Raw genomic sequence first — 21,458 nt, forward strand, 5'->3', positions numbered from 1 at the left:
CTTTTCTACTTTAGTTTATATTTGGAACTTAGCTATAAGTTCATCAGAACAATCTAAAATCCCACGATTTTTCAAATCATTAATTACACTTTTTGTACAATCAACATCATCCGGCCATCTTCTTTGAAAGTTATCATATGAGTTTTTATTTGTAGCATCTACACCTAAAGTATCATTTGCTATAAAAATATCTCTATTTGAATCTATATTATTACAAACTCTCCAAATAAGCATGTAAGGATTACTTACATCATTTTTAGCCTGATCTACTATTATTAGTATTCTTAAGTGCTCATACAGAGGTTTAAGCTCTTCAAATAGATACTTTTGGCTTCTATTTTTATTTACAGTTATTATAGTAACTGGATTTTTTGTATATTTATAATATTGTTTTAGATTAATGATATCACTTGAAATTTCTTTCATCTTAGTCAATAATTCCCCATCAGCTAAAACTTTAACTCCACTATCACTTATCTCTTCTCCTGTACAATCAAGACCTAGTTTACCACCAACAGCAAATTTTGGACTTGAATGATCAAGTGCGTCAACTACACCTCTTGAGATAAACAGGTCATTTATATCTATTCTATTTAGAATATGTTTTGTTATCTCTTCATGGTTCGTAAGTTCTGGTGCATCATGGTTTACAAAAATTGCATGTTTTACAAAACTCATTTGCCCTACTCCCCAAAATGCATGCATCATTTGACTTGCATGTCCAGGATATAGTGTTTTGATTTTTGCAATTATTAGATTATGAAAAACTCCATTTTCAGGCATATAATAATCAATCAAATCAGGTGCAGTAGTTTTAAGTAGTGGCAAGAATATTCTCTCTGTTGCATGTCCCATATATTTGTCTTCTAAAGGTGGTTTACCAACAACTGTCGCTAAATATGTAGGTTTTGCCTTTGATGTGATTGCACTAACTTCCATAAATGGATATTCTTCTTCTAAAGTATAGTAACCAGTATGGTCACCAAAAGGTCCTTCAATTCTCATCTTAGATGGATCAACAAAGCCTTCTATTATGAAGTCATTATCCCTTGGTACATATATATCATTTGTTATACTTTTCACAAGCTGTGCATTTTTATTTTTGACAAAACCATAAAGCATAAGTTCAAAAATTCCAATAGGTAAAGGTGCTTGTCCACACCAAATATACATAGGATCTCCACCCACTCCAATTGATACTGGCATTTTTTTACCTGCGGCTTTATATTCATGAAAGAAGTGATTACTATCTTTATGTATTTGCCAATGCATTCCTAAAGTATGATCATCATAAACTTGAAGTCTATACATTCCTAAGTTTTTAAGCTCTCCATTTAAACTAGTTGTATAAACTTGCCCCATAGTAATAAAAGGCCCACCATCTTGCTCCCAAGTTGTTAAAATAGGTAAATTAGATAATTTAGCATCCTCACCTAATTTTATTACTTGTTGACATTCACCTTTTCCTTTATTTTTTTTAGGAATAGTATTTTTAAGTGCGAAAAGTTTTCCAAAAGTTGAGAGTTTTTCACTAAAAGTTGTTGGTGGTTTCATTTTTAGTAAGCTTTCTATCTCACTTCCTATCTTATCACCATCACCAATGAAGAGTTTTACAGCTTTTTCATTACAAAATACATTCATCAATACTGGAATATCAAATTTCTTTCCAGTTTTTTTATCAATAGGATTTGTAAATAAAATCGCCTTTGAATCCTCTTTTTTAACCTCTACATATGCGATGTGTGGTATCTCTAAGTATATATCCAACTCATCGTCAATAACTTTTAATAAATCGTTTTTTTTAAGTAGCTCTATTGCTTTTTCCATATTTCCCTCTAATGTAAACAAATAATTAGTATAAATCTTATATCATTTTATCAATAAAAAATAGTTTATAATAGAGGTTTTACATATGTTTGATAATATAATTGATAGAAAAAATAGTTCGTGTAGTAAATATGATAATTTAGAACAATATTTTGGGAAAACTGATTTGGATCCATTTTGGGTTGCTGATATGGATTTTGAAATACCACCTTTTTTACAAGAGGTTATACAAAAAAGAGCGCAGCACAATGTCTTTGGATATGGAAAACAAAATAAAGAGATATTTGAAGCAATAAAAAACTGGATGAGTTCTCAACACCAATGGGATATTGACACTGCATCTATATCTTTATGTAATGGAGTAGTTCCAGCATATGCTGCTTGTATTGAAGCATTTAGCAATGTTGATGATGAAATTATAGTTCAAACTCCTGTATATTTTCCCTTATTTCAATGCATTAAAGCAAATAATAGAAGAATCTTAGAAAATCCATTAAAAGAAAATAATGGCTACTATACAATGGATTTAGAGCACTTAAAATCAATTATTACACCAAAAACAAAAATGATAGCTTTGTGTTCTCCTCATAATCCAGTTGGAAGAGTTTGGGATAAAAAAGAGTTAGAAGAGTTAGCAAATATTTGTATTGAAAATAACATTACTATTGTAAGTGATGAAATACATGCAGATTTAGCATTCAAAAAATTTACTCCAATTGCCTCAATTAGTGAAAAAATTGCTAATATTACTGTAACCTTAAACTCTCCTGGAAAGACATTTAATATTGCAGGTTTAAATGCTTCATATTGTATCACTTTAAATGATGAATTAAAAAATAAATTAGATGATATTATAAAACAAAGAGTAATCGGAACTATAAATGTCTTTGGTTTGATTGCTATGCAATGTGCATATGAACATGGAACAAAATGGTTAGAAAATCTACTAAATTACCTTGAATCAAACATAGATATTACTATTGAAACACTTGAAAATAATACTAAAATAAAAGTACAAAAGCCCGAAGCTACTTACCTTTTATGGCTTAACTTTGAAGAATATAATTTACCACATCAAGAAATAAAAGAGATATTACTCAATGATTGTAAAGTTGCTTTAAATGATGGATTAACTTTTGGGAAAAATGGAAAATCACACTTCAGATTTAATACAGCAACATCAAAAACTCAGCTTAAAAAAGGATTAAATAAAATTATTAATTTTGGAAGATAAAATTAAATAAAAAATAAAGTATTACCTTTTTTCTCACTTTTTTCTCTTTGCTTTTTTTTGTAACAAATGCTAGCTATTTGAAATAAACTTAGTGTACAATCAATATACATATTATTATGAAATGGATTAAGCATGTCAAATGAACTATTATTGTCAGCAGCAATTTTTGTTGTTATAGGTATTGTTGTAGTATCAATATTTATACTTTCAAAATTTGTTGGACCTCAAAACAAAGAGGACAAATCAAAAAATACCGTTTATGAATCTGGTGTAAGTAACCCAGTTGGTGGGACTAAACTTAGGTTTAGTATCAAATTTTATTTAGTAGCAATTTTATTTGTACTATTTGATGTCGAAATAATTTTTATGTTTCCATGGGCTGTAAATATTAGAGAACTAGGATTTTTAGGTCTTGGAGAAATGTTTATGTTTATGGGATTATTATTTGCAGGTTTAATTTACATCTATAAGAAAAAGGCATTATCATGGGAGTAGGAGCAGAATCAATATTAGGTGATTCAGTAATCACAACAAGACTTGACAAAGCAGTAAACTGGGCAAGATCATATTCATTATGGCCAATGGTATTTGGTACAGCATGTTGTGGGATTGAGTTTATGTCAGTGGCAGCTGCTAAATACGATGTATCAAGATTTGGAGCAGAAGTTGTAAGATTTTCTCCAAGACAAGCAGACTTACTAATTATCGCAGGAACTATTACATATAAACAAGCACCTGTATTAAAAAAGATTTATGATCAAATGTGTGAGCCTAAATGGGTTATATCAATGGGAGCATGTGCAAGTTCTGGTGGATTTTATGATAACTACACAACCTTACAAGGAGTTGATCAAATTATTCCAGTTGATGAATATGTTTCAGGTTGTCCTCCAAGACCAGAAGCAGTACTTGATGCAATTATAAGTATACAGAAAAAAGCTCAAAATGAATCTATTATTGTAGATAGAGTAAAAAAGTTCAAAGGAATCCTTGATGCTTAAACCAGATATGTTAATTTCACAAAATGAAATTAAATCAACTATCAAAAGATTAAAAGATGAAGAAGGATATAACTTACTTCTTGACATTACTGCAATTGATTATTTAAAATATCCAGATGTAACTCCTTCAAGATTTGGACTTATCTACATATTAAGAGATAAAACTTTCAAAAAACAAATTGTAATTAAAGCTTATGTTGCTGATAACAACTTAAATGTTGATACTATTAGTGATTTATATGAAGCTGCGAACTGGGCTGAGAGAGAAACTTTTGACCAATATGGTATTAACTTCATTGGTCATCCAAATATGAAAAGAGTTTTAAACCATCATCAATTTGTTGGATATCCATTAAGAAAAGATTACAATATTACTGATGGACAAATTTGTACTGAAACTGAAGATTTGATGGATGAAATGGTTCCATTACTTAAATCAAAAGGTTATAGTGACACTGATTTAGAAGAACTTATGTTATTAAATGTAGGTCCATCTCACCCAGCTTCTCATGGTACTATTAGAAACTTTGTTGCAATGGAAGGTGAAACAATCACTGCCTGTGTTACAGAAATTGGTTATTTACATAGAGGTTTTGAAAAAGCCTGTGAAACACATAACTATTCACAAGTTATTCCATATACAGATAGACTTAATTATTGTAGTGCTATTTTAAATAATATTGGATATGCAAAAGCAGTTGAAGATATGTTAAATATAGACATTACGCCAAGAGCAAAAATGATTAGAATTGTTATTGGGGAACTAAGTAGAATAACTGACCACCTTGTTTGTAATGCAGCAAATATGGTTGATATGGGTGGTTTAACAAACTATTGGTATCTTTTTGCTCCAAGAGACAAAGCTTATGATATTTTATCAAAACTAACTGGTGCTAGATTAACTAACTCTTATACTAGAATTGGTGGTTTAGAGTTTGACTTGTATGATGGTTTTGAAAGAGATTTAAATGAAGTTTTAAGAGATGTTGAAAAAGCTATAGAAGATGCTTTATCATTAGTTGAAAGAAATAGAATATTCCAAGATAGAACACAAGATGTTGGTATTATAAATTCAGAGTTTGCTTTAAGTGCTGGAATTACAGGTCCTAACTTAAGAGCAACTGGAGTTGCTTTTGACTTAAGAAAAGACAAACCATATTATGGTTATGAAAACTTTGACTTTGATGTTGTAGTTGGTTCTCATGGTGATGTTTATGATAGATTTATGTGTAGATTTGAAGAGATGAAACAATCTATTAGAATCATTGAACAAGCAATGAAAGAGATGCCAGATGGTCCTATTAATGTGGGAGCTCCGGGAATATTTTTACCAGCCAAAAAAGATGTTTATGGAAACATTGAAGGTTTAATGAATCAATTCAAACTTACATTTGAAGGTATTAAAGTTCCAAAAGGTGAATACTATGGATTTACTGAAGGTGGAAATGGTGAATTAGGTTTCCACATTACAAGTGATGGTACAGGAACACCATATAAAGTAAAATGTAGACCACCTAGTTTCTATTCACTTGCAGCTTATGCAAAAATTGTAGAAAATTCAATGTTAGCTGATGCAGTTATTACAATGGCATCAATGAACTTTATTGCAGGGGAGTTTGATAGATAATGGCAAAATTTCAATACACAAAAGAAAATGAAGAAAAATTCCAAATAACAGCTAAAAAATACCCAAAAATAGATGCTATGTTATTACCAGCTTTATGGTTAGTACAAGAGCAAGAGGGATGGGTAAGCCCAGAAGCCATGATTTTCGTAGCTGATAAAATTGGAAAACAACCAATTGAAGTTTATGAGTTCGCAACATTTTATACAATGTTCAACTTAAAACCTATTGGAACATATCACATTGAGTTATGTAAAACTCTATCATGTATGTTAATGGGTGCAAATAATCTTAAAAAATTTATAAAAGATACAATTGGAATAGAACCAGGTCAAACTTCTGCAGATGGAAAATTTCACTTAAGTGAAGTTGAGTGTCTTGGAGCTTGTGGTGGTGCACCAATGTTTGCTTTAAATGGTCAATACCATGAAAATCAAACAGTTGAATCTCTTAAAAATCTTATAGAGGAGTGTAAATAATGGCTGCAAATAACATGATTGTAAAAATCGTAAGTAAAAATTTTGACATTCCTGATTCTCATAAATTAGATGTTGCACTAAAAAATGGAAGATATACTTCAATTGAAAAACTATTTACTATGGCTCCTGAAGATGTTACAGAAGAAGTTTGTAAAAGTGGATTAAGAGGAAAAGGTGGTGGAGGTGCTGCTTGTGGACCTAAGTGGAAACTTATGCCACCAGTTGATGAAAGACCTAGATATTTAATCGTAAATGGGGATGAATCAGAACCAGGAACTTTTAAAGATAGACAAATATTTCAATATGATCCACATCTTTTAATAGAAGGTATCATTTGCTCTTGTTATGCAATTGGAGCACATGATGCATATATTTATATTAGAGGTGAATATAAGTGGTTTATTGATAGATTAGATGCAGCTATTGAAGAAGCTTATGCAGCTGGAATTATTGGAGATAAAATCATGGGGAAACATGATTTTAGAGTTGATATTACAGTTCACAGAGGTGGTGGAGCATATATTTGTGGTGAAAAATCTGCACTTATTGAATCTCTTGAAGGTAAAAGAGGACATCCAAGACTTAAACCACATGGTAAAGAGTGTGAGTGGTTCTATGATATGCCAGCAACTGTAAATAATGTTGAAACAATTGCATCAGTACCAAATATCGTTGAAAATGGTTTTGAATCATATACAAAATATGGAACTGAAAAAGCTCCCGGAACTATGCTTTTTGCAATGAGTGGTCCAGTTAAAAACCCAGGTGTTTATGAATTACAATATGGTTGTAAAATGACCGATGTAATCAATGAAATTGGTGGAGGAATGAAAGATGGCTTAAAATTAAAAGCTGTTATTCCAGGTGGAGCTTCTTGTCCTATCTTAACTGCCCAGGATGTTGAGAAAGCATATTTAGATTATGAATCTATGTGGGAAATTGGTTCAACTTTAGGAACAGGAGGAATGATGATAATTCCAGAAGGCGTTTCTATGGTGGATGTTGCTAAAAATCTAATTGAGTTTTATCACCATGAATCTTGTGGTCAGTGTACTCCTTGTAGAGAAGGAACTGGTTGGATTGATAAAATTTTAAAAGAATTAATAGAAGGTGTTGCAAAAGAAGATGATATAGAAACACTTTTAGAAGTATGTGACACAATGAATGGAAAAACCATTTGTGTTTTTGCACCAGCTGTAAAAGATATTATTAAAAGTATTGTTGAAAAATATAAACATGAATTTCTTGAATTAATTGAAAATAAACTATAAGGAAAATAGATGGCAAAAGATACATTTACATTAACAGACAATAGAAGTGGTAAAGCTTATGAGTACAATATTATAGATGGTACAAGAGGGCCAAGTGTTGTTGATATTAGAACATTCTACAAAGATACTGGAATGTTTACTTATGATCCTGGTTATACATCAACTGCATCTTGTGATTCAAAAATCACATTTATTGATGGTGAAAACTCTGAATTAAGATATAGAGGTTATGATATTGCTGATTTAGCTGGTAAACACTCATTTTTAGATGTTTCTTATTTACTTATGCGAGGTCAACTTCCAACAGAAGAAGCTTCAAAAAACTTTGATTTAGAAATAAGACATAGATCATTTTTAAATGAAGGAATAATTAGACTTTTTGATGCTTTACCTGATGGTGCTCACCCAATGGCAACAATGGGAGCTGCAACTATGGCATTAGCAGCATTTTATAAAGATCACTTACATTTAGAAGATGAAGAACAATTTAAAATGATGAGAAGAAGAATCTTAGCTAAAATGCCTACAATTGCTGCAATGGCATATAGAAATTCAATTGGTACACCACTTATTTACCCAGATGTAGATAAATATTTCACTGAAAACTTTTTATTCATGTTAAGAGCATATCCAGGTGGGAAAATGAAATACCTAGGAAATGGGAAAAGTCAAGAAATAAGACAAGTAGAAGTAGATGCACTTGATGCAATTTTTACTTTACATGCTGACCATGAACAAAATGCTTCTACTACAACTGTTAGAAATGTAGGTTCTACTGAGGCTCACCCTTATGTTGCAATAGCTTCTGGTATTTCTGCTTTATGGGGAAGTGCACACGGTGGTGCAAATGAAAAAGTTATGGATCAATTAAGAATGATTGGTGATGTTAAAAATGTACCTTCATATATTGCAAAAGCAAAAGATAAAAATGACCCATTTAGATTAATGGGATTTGGACATAGAGTTTATAAAAATAGAGATCCAAGAGCTGAAGCATTAAAAGGATTACAAGATAAATTAAGAGAAGAGTTAAATCTTGATTCTAAACTACTAGATATCGCAGCAGCAGTTGAAAAAGCAGCATTAAGTGATGATTACTTTAAAGAAAGAGGTTTATATCCAAATATTGATTTCTATTCAGGAGTTATTTTAACAGCTCTTAGAATTCCAATTGCAATGTTTACACCAATCTTTGTTATTGGTAGAACTCCAGGATGGTTAGCACAATGGTCTGAATTAAAGCAAGATAAAACTGCAAAAATTGCAAGACCTAGACAGCTATATACTGGAAAATAATTAATACAATAAAAATTTAAAGAGGATTTATTAAATGAGCGAAATGGTAAAACTGATAATCAATGATCAGGAGATGGAGGCAGAACAAGGAAGTCTCTTAATTGATAAATTATTAGATGAAGATATACATATTCCTCATTTTTGTTATCACAAAGCCTTGGGGAAAGATGGAAACTGTAGAATGTGTATGGTTGAAATTGCTGGACAAAAAAGACCCCAAATTGCCTGTGATACTCCTGTAAAAGAAGGAATGGTAGTTAGTACAACAAGTGATAATATTATGGCTGTAAGAAGAGATATCTTAGAGCTAGAATTAATCAATCACCCTATTGACTGCCCTACCTGTGATCAAGCAGGAGAGTGTAAGCTACAAGATTTTTACATGGAATCAGGTTTTTATGAATCTAGAATAAATGTTGAAGAAAAAAACCATGCTAGAAAAAGAGAAGATTTAGGGTCTAATGTAATGCTAGACCAAGAAAGATGTGTTCTTTGTACTAGATGTGTTAGATTTTGTTCAGACATAACAGGAACAAATGAGTTAGGTGTAATTAATAGAGCTGACCATTCAGTTATTGGTACATTCCCAGGAAGACCACTTAGTAATCCTTATGCTATGAATGTAGTAGACTTATGTCCTGTTGGTGCGTTAACTTCAAAAGATTTTAGATTTAAACAAAGAGTTTGGTTTATGGAGACATTTAATGCTATTTGTAATGGTTGTTCAAAGGGATGTAATATCTTTGTTGACCATAGAAAAGAAAAGTATGAAGATGACAAAATTTACAGATTTAGACCTAGACTTAATAATGATGTTAATGGTTATTTCATGTGTGATTACGGTAGATTATCATATAAAAATGAAGAAGAAAATAGATTAGAAAAAGCACTAGTTAATGGAAAAGAAGACTCTACAAGTAATGCAATAGCTTCTTTATATACAGAAGTTGCAAAAAATAACAATGCCTTATTTCTTGTAGATCCTAACTTATGTTTAGAAGAGTTACAAAATGTAAAAGCCTTTGCAGATGCTGTAAAAGCAAATATTTCTGGATACTCACCTCAATACATAGATGAAACTTTTGGTGATGATTATTTGAAGAAAAATGACAAAAGTGCAAATAGAGCCTCTTTTAAAGAAGTAGGTATATCTGAAGATGAGTCTTCATTTAAAACTTATTTTGATGCAGCATCACTTATAGTAGTTTTTGATAATAACTATTTTGATGATAATATTGAGTTACTAACAGGTAAAAAAGTTATTTCTTGTTTTTCTCACAATGCTAAAACTATTGAGAAGTCAGATGTTGCAATTCCAACTGCATCATTTTATGAAAAAAGTGGAACTTACATAAATATTGATGGAATAAAACAAAAAACTGTTTCAGGTATGAAAAGAAATAATCAAGCAAAAACAATATCATCAATAGTTGAAACTATTAAAACTATGATAGAAAAAGGAAATATATGAATACAGCATCAATAGTTGTTATTATAGTAAATATTCTTTTAGCTGTAGTACTAGCAGTTGGTTTAACACCTGTGTTTGTATGGTGGGAGAGAAGAATAGCTGGATTTATCCAAGATAGATCAGGACCAAATAGATGTCATATTGGACCAATGAGACTAGGTGGATTAATACAAAGTTTAGCAGATATGCTAAAACTTGTATTTAAAGAAGACTTTACACCAGGACATATTAAATATAAATTTATGTTTACTATTGCTCCTTCAATAGTATTTGTTTGTTATTTCCTAACATTTGCAGTTATTCCTTTTGCAGATAATATTGTAATTGATGGTCAAAGCCATTCAATGCAAGCCCTACCAATGCAATTAGGTATTATGTGGTTCTTAGCATATGCTGGATTATCTGTATACGGAATCATTTTAGGTGGTTATGCATCAGGAAGTAAATATGGTCTTTTAGGTGCAATTAGAGCATCAGCTCAAGTTATCTCTTATGAAGCATCAATGGCATTAGCTTTAATCTCTATGTTACTAACTTACGGTTCTATTCACTTAAATGACATTGTACATTTTCAAGGTGGAACTTTTTGGGAAATAATTCCTTCATGGGGTGCATTTATGCAACCACTTGCTGCTATTATTTTTATTGTTTGTGCCTTTGCAGAGACAAATAGAACTCCTTTTGATATTGCAGAAGGTGAATCAGAAATTGTTGCAGGTTATCATACAGAATATAGTGCAATGAGATTTGGACTTTTTCAAGTATCAGAATTTGCAGCAATGGCTGGGGCATCAGCTATTATTGTGACACTATTCTTTGGTGGATATCAAATACCTTGGTTAGATACACAAACATTAAAAGCCAATATTGACATTGTAATTATTGTACTTATGGCTTTATTACCTATTAAAATTTATATCTTTACTAAATGGATTAAGAAAAATAATAACTGGTATGATAAAAAAGATATTAGAGCAAAAGAAACAGGTATTTTAGTAAAAGCGTTTTGGACTATAGGTATAGTTTCATTTATAGCCTTAGGTGCTTTATTAGCTACAGGTTTAGGTGAAAATGGTTCAAGTATTGCAGTTGCTGTTATTCAAGTAGTAACTTTCTTAGTAAAATTCCTAATGATGGTATTTGTATTTATGTGGGTTAGATGGACTTTATTAAGATTTAGATATGACCAATTACAAATGTTAGGATGGAAAGTTTTACTACCATTATCACTATTAAATATTATTATAACTGCTTCAGTTATAGTTTTGACAGGAATGTAAGATGGGTATTAAAATAATAAAAAGACAGGGTCAAACTTTTAAAGATAAGCTTTTCATACCAGCTATTATGGGTGGTATGAAAACAACTTTTGGTCACTTTACAAAGAATTTAAAAGATGTTTCAAATTTAAAAACAATTCAGTATCCAGAAGAACAACCAACAGATGTAGCAACAAATGAAAGATACAGAGGGGTTCATAGACTTACAAAATGGGAAGATGAATCTGAAAAATGTGTTGCATGTTATATGTGTGCAACTGCATGTCCAGCTGAATGTATTTTTATTGATGCTGAAGAAAGATTTGATGGCAAAGCTGAAAAAAGACCAAAAGAGTTTAAAATAGATCTTTTAGAGTGTGTATATTGTGGATATTGTGTTGAAGCTTGTCCATGTGATGCAATTAGAATGGATACAGGTATTTTAAGTTTTACAGGAAGTTCAAGAGAGGAATTTGTTGTAGATAAAAAATACTTAATGAATAACGAAAGAGCAAAGGATTTATCAAATGACTGATATTTTATTTATTGGTTTAAGTTTTATGGCAATAGCTGGTGGAATCACTATGCTAACACATAAACAACCTATGTATGCAGCACTTGGATTATTAATATCTATTTTATCTGTATCTGGACTTTTTGCATTGTTAAGTGCAACTTTCCTTTTCATGGTACAAATAATAGTTTATGCAGGTGCAATTATGACTCTTCTTTTATTTATCTTAATGTTTTTAAATATTGATGAGCATGATTTACCAAAAGAGCCTAAAAAAGTTAGAAATATTATTATAGGTGCGATTGTTATGTTGCCATTGAATGTTGTAATATTAACAGCTGTATCTGCACTACCAAAAAAGGACATGAGTATTATTGAGACAAATTTTGGTGGAATAAAAGAGATTGGAATGCTTTTATACCAAAATTGGTTAATCTCATTTGAGTTGATTTCAATACTACTTTTAGTTGCATTAGTTGGTGCTATTGTATTAGCTAAAAGAAAAAAAACTAGAGGAATACAATCATGATATCACTAACATCATATGCATTTGTTTCAATGATGCTTTTTTCAATTGGCGCAATTGGAGTTATTGCAAGAAGAAATATTTTTGTAATATATATGTCAATAGAACTTATGTTAAATGGAATAAATCTATTTTTAGTTACTTTTGCTAGATACCATTTCAATATGGATCCACAAGTAATTACAGTAATGGTTATAGCAATTGCTGCTGCTGAAGCTGCCATTTTCTTATCAGTAATAATTCTTTTATTTAGAACAAAAAGATCATTAGATACTGATTTATTTACAGCACTTAAACAAGGAGAAAAATAATGCATACAGATTTATTAGTATGGATAATATTAGCTCCATTACTTGGTGCTATATTAAATGGTGGATTCTACTTTTATAATATAAAGAAAAGAGCCCTACCACAAAGATTATTTTCATTAATAGGTACAATCGCTCCAATCATTGGTTTTATTTTTACTTTAATAATCTTTATAAATATGGTTAACAATAATGCTACTTATCATCAAACTATCTTTACATGGTTAGAAGTAGATAAGTTAACTATTGAAATGAAATTTTTAGGTGATAATCTATCGATCTTTATGGCTATGTTCGTAACTTTTGTTGGTTCTTTAATTCACATTTATGCAGTTGGTTATATGCACAAAGATGAAGGTTTTGGTAAATTTTTTGCATATTTTAACCTTTTTTTAGCATCAATGCTAATTCTAGTACTTGCTGACAATCCAATTATTTTATTCATTGGATGGGAAGGTGTTGGAGTTTGTTCATACCTATTAATTAAATTTTACTATGGTAACAAAGAGAATGTTCTTGCAGCAAATAAAGCATTTATTGTAAATAGAGTTGGTGACTTTGGATTTATATTAGGTGTTATTACACTATTTTTTGCAATTGGACAAGGAAATTTATCATTTACTTCAATAGAAGCAAACTTAGGTAATGCCTCAACTGAACTACTTATTCTTTCTGGTTTCTTATTATTTGTGGGAGCTATGGGTAAATCAGCACAGATTCCATTATATACATGGCTTCCAGATGCAATGGCAGGTCCTACTCCAATTTCAGCACTTATACATGCTGCTACAATGGTAACAGCTGGTGTTTATATGGTTGCAAGATTCCATTTCCTTTATGAAGGTATTGAAGGTGTTGGTACATTTATTGCTTATATTGGGGCTTTTTCAGCTCTATTTGCTGCTATCATTGCAACTAAACAACAAGATATTAAAAAGATACTTGCATACTCAACTATGTCACAACTTGGATATATGTTTATAGGTGTTGGATTAGGTTTTTATTCAACAGGATTATTTCATGTATTTACACATGCTTTCTTCAAAGCAATGTTATTCATGGCAGCAGGTGGTATGATTATGGCTCAACACCATGAGCAAAATATCTTCAAAATGGCACAACATAGAGTTAGTACTCCTATTGTTGGCTTTTGTATGTTAGTTGGTGTTATTGCAATTTCAGGAATTCCTCCATTTTCTGGTTTCTTTTCAAAAGATGCAATTTTAGGTGCAGCATTTCATGAAGGTCAATATGGGATTTGGGCAATTGGAATGTTTACAGCATTTTTAACAGCATTTTATATGTTTAGATTATATTTTATTCTTTTCGTTGCTCCAAATAAAAATAACAGCACACAATATATTTATACATCTAAAACAATAACATTGCCTTTATTAGTTTTAGCAGTTGGTGCTATATCTGCTGGTTTCTTAAACTTACCAGAAGTTTTAGGTGGTCATCACTTAGTTGATACATGGCTTGCACAACTTGATTCAAAAGAGTTACATATGAGTCATAGTACAGAATATATTTTAATGGTAGTATCTGTTTTGTTTGCAGTTGCTGGAATATATGCAGCATATAAAAAATATGCAAACTTTGATATATACAATCCTGAAAGTGAACAAGGACTTGTTGCTAATAAATTCTATGTTGATGAGATATATAATGCAGTATTTGTTCAAAGTGCAAAAAAATTATCAACTTTTATTGATAAAGTTGTAGATGAAAAAATCATTGATAACTTCATCATGGGAAGTTGTAACCAATTTATCAACCTTGGTAAAGTAGTTGGAAGACTTCAAAATGCAAATGTAAGATTTTATGGATTATTCATGCTTGTTGGTATGAGTGCAATCTTCATTTATTTATTTATTTCGTTAGGATTGTAGTATGAGTGCAGAAAGTTTATCATTTATTATATTTTTACCAGCAATTGTTGCCTTTGGTTTAATGATTACAACAGCAAATGTTGAAGCAGTTAGAAATATAGCATTTTTAACTACTACTGTTATATTAGCATTAGTATTAAAAATCTATATCAATTTTGACCCAAATGCAGGAATGCAATTTGTTACAAATGCACCTTGGATTCAAACTTATGGTATAAATTATTATATCGGAGTTGATGGTTTTTCTTTAACTATTTTAATGCTTATTGCTATTTTAATTCCTACTTCATATTTACTATTATGGGAAGGTAGAACAAAAGGTTATTGGATTAATATGCTACTTGTACAAACAGGTGTTACAGGTGCATTATTATCTTTAGATGTTATTTTATTCTACTTCTTCTGGGAAGTTATGTTATTGCCAGTATTCTTAATGATTGGTATTGATGGTTTTGGGGATAAAGTATTTACAACTATTAAAGTTACTATTTATACAATGGCTGGTTCATTGTTGATGTTTATTGGTATTATTTATCTTGGTGTTACATTTTTTAATGAGTTTGGATTTTGGTCTTTCCAATACAATGACTTTACAAAAATCACAACATTGTCTTACCATGAGCAAGTATACTTATTTTTAACATTTGTTATTGCTTTTGGTATTAAAATTCCAATTTTCCCATTACATACTTGGATTATGGATACATATAAAAATGCTCCTACTGGTGCCGTTTTCTTATTATCTTCAATCATGGCAAAACTTGGGGTTTATGCTATCGTTAGATTTATGATTCCAATATTTCCAGAAATTTATATTGAATACTCTACTTGGTTTGTATTCATTGGATTATTTGGTTTAGTTTATTTTGGAATTGCAGCACTAATGCAAAATGACATTAAAAGAATGTTTGCATATTCATCTGCATCTCACTTAAGTTTTATAGCTGCTGGTATATTTTCTTTAAATGCTTATGGTATTAATGGTGCATTATACTTAATCATTGCCCATGCAATTGCAACAGGTGCTTTATTCTTACTTGTTGGTGTTTTACATGATGAATCTAAATTTAAAACAATTAGTGACTTAGGTGGAATAGCAAAAGTTGCTCCAATATTTACTTTTGTTTTTGCAATCATGCTATTTGCAAATATTGGATTACCAGGAACAAATGGATTTGTTTCAGAATTATTAATAATTTTTGGAATTTATGAATTCAATCATACATTAGGTTATATCTCAGCTCTTACAGTTATCATTGGAGCTTCATATATGTTATGGATGTTCCAAAGAGCTATTTTACAAGATAGAGTTGGGGAACCAAGAAAAATGAGAGACCTTAAAATCAAAGAGATTATCGGTTTAGCACCATGGATAATCTTAGTATTTCTAATGGGTGTTTACCCAGAACCATTCATTGATAAGTTTGAGCCAACTGTAACTCACTTTTTAAATGACATATTAAAAATTGGAGTGATGAGATAATGACTGAATTCTTATATCTAGTACCCCTTATAACTGTACTTGTAGGTGCTCTTGTGTTGATGTTTATGAGTATGTATGACAAGTTTACACTTAAACATTTTATTACAACAACATCAATATTTTTGATTATTGCCTTAGGTTTTTCTGTTGCAGAATTTGGTGATCTTTTTTCTGCTAAACCTTATAATGAATTATTTAATAATGCATTAGTTTTTGATACATATGCAAACTTTTTTGGCGTATTGTTGATTTTTGGTACATTGTTAATCGTATTAATTGGTGAACATTACTTTTATGACCATTCATACTTTAAAGGTGAATTCTTTTCAGTATTGATGTTTGCTCTATTTGGAATGATGCTAATTGCCAATTCAAATGAACTAATCACTGCGTATATTTCATTAGAAATTGCCTCATTTGCCATATACATATTAGTTGGTTTCCAAAGTGAAGATGCAAAAAGAGTTGAAGCTATGTTTAAGTACTTAGTTTTAGGTTCATTTATTGGTGCATTTTTTCTATTAGGTGCTGTATTAATTTATGGAGTAAGTGGAAGTACAAACTTAAATGATATTTCAACTTATATTACAACACATAGTGGAAGTGACTTAAATCTTATTTACATTGGTATAACACTATTATTATTTACTTTTCTTTTCAAAATTGCAGCTTTCCCATTCCAATCTTGGGTTTTAGATGTATATAGAGGTGCTCCAATGCTTGTTACTGCATATATGGCATCTACATTTAAAGTAGCAATATTCTCTTTATTCTTAAGAGCATATTTGCAAACATTCTCAACTATTCAAAATTTTTGGGACCCTATTTTATATGTACTTATTATATTTACACTTGCTTATGGTACATGGATTGCAATTACACAAAAAATCATTAAAAGAATGCTTGCTGCATCTTCAATAGTTCATACGGGATATATTTTATTAGGATTTATATCTTTAGGACAAAATATTGATAACGCTTATGCAATTATGTTCTATTTAATATCTTATTTATTAACTGCAATTGGTGCATTTGGACTTATTTCTCATATTATTTCTGAAACAAAAGTTAGAGTAACATATGAAGATTTCAAAGGATTAGCTCATGAAAGACCTTTCTTGGCAGCAGCTATGACTATCTTCTTATTTTCACTAGCAGGTATTCCTTCTACAATTGGATTTATCGGTAAGTTTTATATATTTACAGAAGCTATTAATTCAGGATATGCGAGTTTAACTATAGTTGCAATTATTGCAACTATCATTTCAGTCTACTACTACTTTAGATTAATTGCAATGATGTATTTCTATCCAGCAAGTGATGCTTGTACAAGTGAAGGCTTTGATGACAAAAGAATATCTACATATGTTGTAGCATTTTTAGCTGCTTTAGTTGTATGGGGTGGTATAGGTTCTGCTATAGTATTTTTCATTCCTGCACCAAATATTGATGCAATAATTGAAGTTTCAAAGTTAGCAATTGAGTCTTTGTTTCTAAAGTAAACACTGTCAATAAATTATTATATTAGTATTAAAAATTATTTTTTTAATACTAATTTTTTAAAGGTCGATTTTATCGACCTTTTTTTTATAACAAAAATTATTATTGATAATTAATTTTAGAATTAATTGTATTTTTAAAATTCAATTCAAGATTATCTTCGCTATAATAATGCTATGTTTTAAAAGGAATATTTTTTTTAATATTCCATCATAAATTAAACACAAAGGATTGATAATGAGTGACCTAATAGAAGGTTATTTAGGCAAAACAGTTGAAGGGAAAAAAAGTAGAACTCCTGCAAAATTGGATTATCTACAAAGTGCAACAGGACTATTTCTTGGTCTTTTTATGTGGGGACACATGCTTTTTGTCTCAACAATTTTAGTAAGCAAAGATTTTATGTATTCAGTTACAAAATTCTTTGAAGGTAGTTTTATTTTCAATGAAGGGCAGCCAATAATTGTTTCTGCTATTGCATTTTTTGTATTTGTAGTATTTATTTCACATGCCGCAATGGGTATGAGAAAATTACCAGCTAATTTCAAGCAATATCAAGTTATGAAAGCGCATGCTAACAGCATGGGACATGAAGATACTAAGTTATGGTTTGTTCAAGCTTTTACAGGTTTTGCTATGTTCTTCTTAGGTTCAGTTCACTTATATATCATTATGACTCAAGCAGATGCAATCGGACCATATGCAAGTGCAGATAGAGTTTGGTCTAACTGGATGTGGCCTTTATATATTCTTTTACTATTAGCAGTTGAATTTCATGGAACTATTGGATTATATAGACTTGCTGTTAAATGGGGATGGTTTGACGGTAAAGATCCAAAAGCTTCAAGAAAAAAATTAAAAGCTTATAAAAAAATCCTTACAGTGTTCTTTTTAGTTTTAGGTTTCGCTACATTAGCAGCTTATATGAAAATTGGTATGGATCACGCAGCTGCAGGAAAAGTTGGGGAAAGATATACTCCAACAGCACAAGTAATGGAATATAAAATAAACAATGGGAGAGTGGCATAATGAAAATTAATTATTGTGATGCATTAGTTATTGGTGGTGGTTTAGCAGGTCTAAGAGCTGCAGTTGCTGCACAAAAAAAAGGCTTAAATACAGTAGTTTTATCACTTGTTCCAGTTAAAAGATCTCATAGTGCAGCTGCACAAGGTGGTATGCAAGCAAGTTTGGGTAACTCTAAAATGTCAGAAGGTGATAATGAAGATTTACACTTTGCAGATACAGTAAAAGGTTCGGATTGGGGATGTGACCAAGAAGTTGCAAGAATGTTCGTAAATACTGCACCAAAAGCTATTAGAGAATTAGCTGGTTGGGGTGTGCCTTGGACAAGAGTTAGAGAAGGTGCAAGAGAAGCAGTTATCAATGCTAAAAAAACAACAATTACTGAAGATGCTGATAGACATGGATTAATTACATCAAGAGACTTTGGTGGAACTAAAAAATGGAGAACATGTTATACAGCAGATGCAACAGGACATACAATGTTATTTGGTGTTGCAAACGAAGCATTAAAACATGAAGTTGACATTAGAGATAGAAAAGAAGCTGTATCAATTATACATGAAGATGGAAGATGTTATGGTGCAATCGTTAGAGATTTAATTTCGGGTGAATTAGAAGCTTATGTTGCTAAAGGTACATGTATCGCAACGGGTGGATATGGAAGAGTATTTAAACAAACAACTAATGCAGTTATTTGTGAAGGTATTGGTGCAGCTATTGCACTTGAAACTGGAATTGCTACTTTAGGAAATATGGAAGCTGTACAATTTCACCCAACTCCAATTGTACCATCAGGTATTTTATTAACTGAAGGGTGTAGAGGTGATGGTGGAATTCTAAGAGATGTAGATGGACATAGATTTATGCCAGATTACGAACCTGAGAAAAAAGAACTTGCATCAAGAGATGTTGTTTCAAGAAGAATGATTGAGCACATTAGAAATGGTAAAGGTGTACCTTCTCCATATGGTGATCATATTTGGTTAGATATCTCTATTTTAGGTAGAGAACATATTGAGAAAAACTTAAGAGATGTACAAGAAATTTGTCAAATCTTTAATGGTATTGATCCAGCTGATGAAGGTCCAAAAGGTTGGGCTCCAGTACTTCCTATGCAACATTATTCAATGGGTGGTATTAGAACAAAACCAACTGGTGAATCACAAACATTAAAAGGACTATTTGCTTGTGGAGAAGCTGCTTGTTGGGATATGCATGGATTTAATAGACTTGGAGGAAACTCTGTTTCTGAAACAGTTGTTGCTGGTATGATTATTGGTAATTATTTTGCTGATTTTTGTTTAGAAAATGATGTAACAATTGGTACTAAAACTGTTCAAAAATTCCTTGATGAAGAAGATGCATATTTAGATGAAATTTTATCTTACAATGGAACTGAAGATATTTTTAGAATCAAAAATAGAATGCAAAATCTAATGGATCAAAAAGTAGGTATCTTTAGAGATGGTCCTCACTTAAGTGAAGCAGTTGAAGAGTTAAAAGAATTATTAGTTAAAACTAAACAAATCACTGTAAAATCAAAAGAAAGAGTTGGAAATCCAGAACTTGAAGAAGCTTATAGAGTTCCAAAAATGTTAAAAATCGCATTATGTGTTGCTAAAGGGGCTAGAGATAGAACTGAATCTAGAGGTGCACACTATAGAGAAGATTATTTAAAAAGAGACGATGCAAACTGGTTAAACAGAACATTAACTTCTTGGCCTTCTAAAGATGCTTTAGAACCAGAAATTACATATGAGCCATTAGATATAATGAAAATGGAAATGCCTCCAGCATTTAGAGGTTATGGTGCTAAGGGTATGATTATTGAGCATGAATTATCTGCAAAAAGACAAGCTGAAGTTGACGAAATAACTGAAAGAATGCAAGCAGAAGGTAAAGATAGACATGAACTACAAGATGCACTTATGCCATTTGAATTACCAATGAATTATAAAGAAAAAAATGAAAGAGTAGGAGATAAATAATGAGTGACCACAAAGGTAGAGAAGTTACTATAAAAGTACTTAAATTTAATCCAAGAAGTAAAATTTCTAAACCTCATTATGTAGAGTATAAATTAGAAGAGACACCAGGTATGACTCTTTTTATTGCATTAATGAAAATTAGAGAAGAACATGACGCAGATTTATCTTTTGACTTCGTATGTAGAGCTGGGATTTGTGGATCTTGTGGAATGGTAGTTAATGGAAAACCTGCCCTTGCTTGTAGAACACTAATTGCTAATTACCCAGATGGAGTTATAACTTTACTTCCAATGCCTGCATTTGAACTAATCAAAGATTTATCAGTTAATACTGGTAAATGGATGGATGCAATGTCTAATAGAGTTGAATCATGGATTCATACAAATCATAAACCAGACATTACAAAAATCGAAGAAAAAATTGATCCCGATATTGCAGATCAAACATTTGAATTAGATAGATGTATTGAATGTGGAATTTGTGTTGCTTCTTGTGGAACAATGCTTATGAGACCTGATTTTGTAGGTCCGGTTGGATTAAATAGAATTGCAAGATTTGAAGTTGACCCACATGATAATAGAACTGCTGATGATTTTTATGAATTAGTTGGTGATGATAATGGTATCTTTGGTTGTATGTCATTAATGGCATGTGAAGATCATTGTCCAAAACATTTACCATTGCAAAATAAAATTGCTTACCTAAGAAGAAGATTGGTAGCATTAAAATAATTATACAAGAGAATTTTCTCTTGTATAA

General features: G+C 30.9%; 19 protein-coding genes. 18 read left to right on the forward strand and 1 reads right to left on the reverse strand.

What is annotated here, in order from left to right; all coding sequences use genetic code 11:
* Positions 1-15 precede the first annotated feature (15 nt).
* Positions 16-1,827, reverse strand: a complete 1,812-nt coding sequence (locus LXN10_RS04080; protein WP_375724646.1) for a menaquinone biosynthesis decarboxylase — start codon at positions 1,825-1,827, stop codon at positions 16-18.
* 85 nt (positions 1,828-1,912) lie between these two features.
* On the opposite strand from LXN10_RS04080, the gene LXN10_RS04085 reads away from it, so the two are divergent.
* From LXN10_RS04085 to LXN10_RS04170, 18 genes are all read left to right on the forward strand, one after another.
* Positions 1,913-3,061, forward strand: a complete 1,149-nt coding sequence (locus tag LXN10_RS04085; protein WP_375724647.1) for a MalY/PatB family protein — start codon at positions 1,913-1,915, stop codon at positions 3,059-3,061.
* 132 nt (positions 3,062-3,193) lie between these two features.
* Positions 3,194-3,556, forward strand: a complete 363-nt coding sequence (locus LXN10_RS04090; RefSeq protein ID WP_013136445.1) for an NADH-quinone oxidoreductase subunit A — start codon at positions 3,194-3,196, stop codon at positions 3,554-3,556.
* Positions 3,547-4,062: an NADH-quinone oxidoreductase subunit B gene (locus LXN10_RS04095; protein ID WP_129099680.1), complete on the forward strand. Its 516-nt coding sequence runs from the start codon at positions 3,547-3,549 to the stop codon at positions 4,060-4,062. Before LXN10_RS04090 ends, LXN10_RS04095 begins: the two co-directional genes overlap by 10 nt.
* Positions 4,055-5,689: an NADH-quinone oxidoreductase subunit D gene (locus LXN10_RS04100; protein ID WP_375724648.1), complete on the forward strand. Its 1,635-nt coding sequence runs from the start codon at positions 4,055-4,057 to the stop codon at positions 5,687-5,689. Before LXN10_RS04095 ends, LXN10_RS04100 begins: the two co-directional genes overlap by 8 nt.
* Entirely contained in the window at positions 5,689-6,165 is a 477-nt protein-coding gene (gene nuoE, locus LXN10_RS04105) for a complex I 24 kDa subunit family protein (protein WP_013136448.1), read from the forward strand. The genes LXN10_RS04100 and nuoE overlap by 1 nt, the downstream gene beginning before the upstream one ends.
* A gap of 14 nt (positions 6,166-6,179) precedes the next feature.
* Positions 6,180-7,436 (forward strand): NADH-quinone oxidoreductase subunit NuoF, encoded by a 1,257-nt coding sequence (gene nuoF / locus LXN10_RS04110; protein WP_375725323.1) that lies wholly within the window; start codon positions 6,180-6,182, stop codon positions 7,434-7,436.
* Positions 7,437-7,445: 9 nt separating this feature from the next.
* On the forward strand, positions 7,446-8,732 hold the full coding sequence (locus LXN10_RS04115) for a citrate synthase (RefSeq protein WP_375724649.1): 1,287 nt from the start codon (positions 7,446-7,448) through the stop codon (positions 8,730-8,732).
* A 34-nt stretch (positions 8,733-8,766) separates the two neighbouring features.
* The gene (locus LXN10_RS04120; protein ID WP_375724650.1) at positions 8,767-10,203 is read left to right on the forward strand and encodes a 2Fe-2S iron-sulfur cluster-binding protein; all 1,437 of its coding nucleotides are present in this window, start codon (positions 8,767-8,769) and stop codon (positions 10,201-10,203) included.
* Complete coding sequence (locus tag LXN10_RS04125; RefSeq protein ID WP_375724651.1) at positions 10,200-11,483, forward strand: complex I subunit 1/NuoH family protein; 1,284 nt, start codon at positions 10,200-10,202, stop codon at positions 11,481-11,483. Before LXN10_RS04120 ends, LXN10_RS04125 begins: the two co-directional genes overlap by 4 nt.
* 1 nt (position 11,484) lies before the next feature.
* On the forward strand, positions 11,485-11,997 hold the full coding sequence (locus LXN10_RS04130) for a NuoI/complex I 23 kDa subunit family protein (protein WP_129099675.1): 513 nt from the start codon (positions 11,485-11,487) through the stop codon (positions 11,995-11,997).
* Positions 11,990-12,505 carry an NADH-quinone oxidoreductase subunit J family protein gene (locus LXN10_RS04135; RefSeq protein WP_129099674.1) on the forward strand — a complete coding sequence of 172 codons (516 nt, stop codon included), beginning with the start codon at positions 11,990-11,992 and terminating at the stop codon, positions 12,503-12,505. The genes LXN10_RS04130 and LXN10_RS04135 overlap by 8 nt, the downstream gene beginning before the upstream one ends.
* On the forward strand, positions 12,502-12,813 hold the full coding sequence (gene nuoK, locus LXN10_RS04140) for an NADH-quinone oxidoreductase subunit NuoK (RefSeq protein WP_013136455.1): 312 nt from the start codon (positions 12,502-12,504) through the stop codon (positions 12,811-12,813). The genes LXN10_RS04135 and nuoK overlap by 4 nt, the downstream gene beginning before the upstream one ends.
* Positions 12,813-14,702 (forward strand): NADH-quinone oxidoreductase subunit L, encoded by a 1,890-nt coding sequence (nuoL, locus tag LXN10_RS04145; protein WP_375724652.1) that lies wholly within the window; start codon positions 12,813-12,815, stop codon positions 14,700-14,702. The genes nuoK and nuoL overlap by 1 nt, the downstream gene beginning before the upstream one ends.
* Before the next feature lies 1 nt (position 14,703).
* The gene (locus tag LXN10_RS04150; RefSeq protein ID WP_375724653.1) at positions 14,704-16,185 is read left to right on the forward strand and encodes a complex I subunit 4 family protein; all 1,482 of its coding nucleotides are present in this window, start codon (positions 14,704-14,706) and stop codon (positions 16,183-16,185) included.
* The gene (locus tag LXN10_RS04155) at positions 16,185-17,687 is read left to right on the forward strand and encodes an NADH-quinone oxidoreductase subunit N (protein ID WP_375724654.1); all 1,503 of its coding nucleotides are present in this window, start codon (positions 16,185-16,187) and stop codon (positions 17,685-17,687) included. Before LXN10_RS04150 ends, LXN10_RS04155 begins: the two co-directional genes overlap by 1 nt.
* Before the next feature lie 235 nt (positions 17,688-17,922).
* Positions 17,923-18,714 (forward strand): fumarate reductase cytochrome b subunit, encoded by a 792-nt coding sequence (locus LXN10_RS04160; protein ID WP_375724655.1) that lies wholly within the window; start codon positions 17,923-17,925, stop codon positions 18,712-18,714.
* Complete coding sequence (locus tag LXN10_RS04165) at positions 18,714-20,699, forward strand: fumarate reductase flavoprotein subunit (RefSeq protein WP_375724656.1); 1,986 nt, start codon at positions 18,714-18,716, stop codon at positions 20,697-20,699. The genes LXN10_RS04160 and LXN10_RS04165 overlap by 1 nt, the downstream gene beginning before the upstream one ends.
* Entirely contained in the window at positions 20,699-21,430 is a 732-nt protein-coding gene (locus LXN10_RS04170) for a fumarate reductase iron-sulfur subunit (RefSeq protein ID WP_375724657.1), read from the forward strand. Before LXN10_RS04165 ends, LXN10_RS04170 begins: the two co-directional genes overlap by 1 nt.
* Positions 21,431-21,458 lie beyond the last annotated feature (28 nt).

The sequence above is a fragment of the Arcobacter iocasae genome (assembly GCF_042214795.1).
GTDB classification, from domain to species: domain Bacteria; phylum Campylobacterota; class Campylobacteria; order Campylobacterales; family Arcobacteraceae; genus Arcobacter; species Arcobacter iocasae.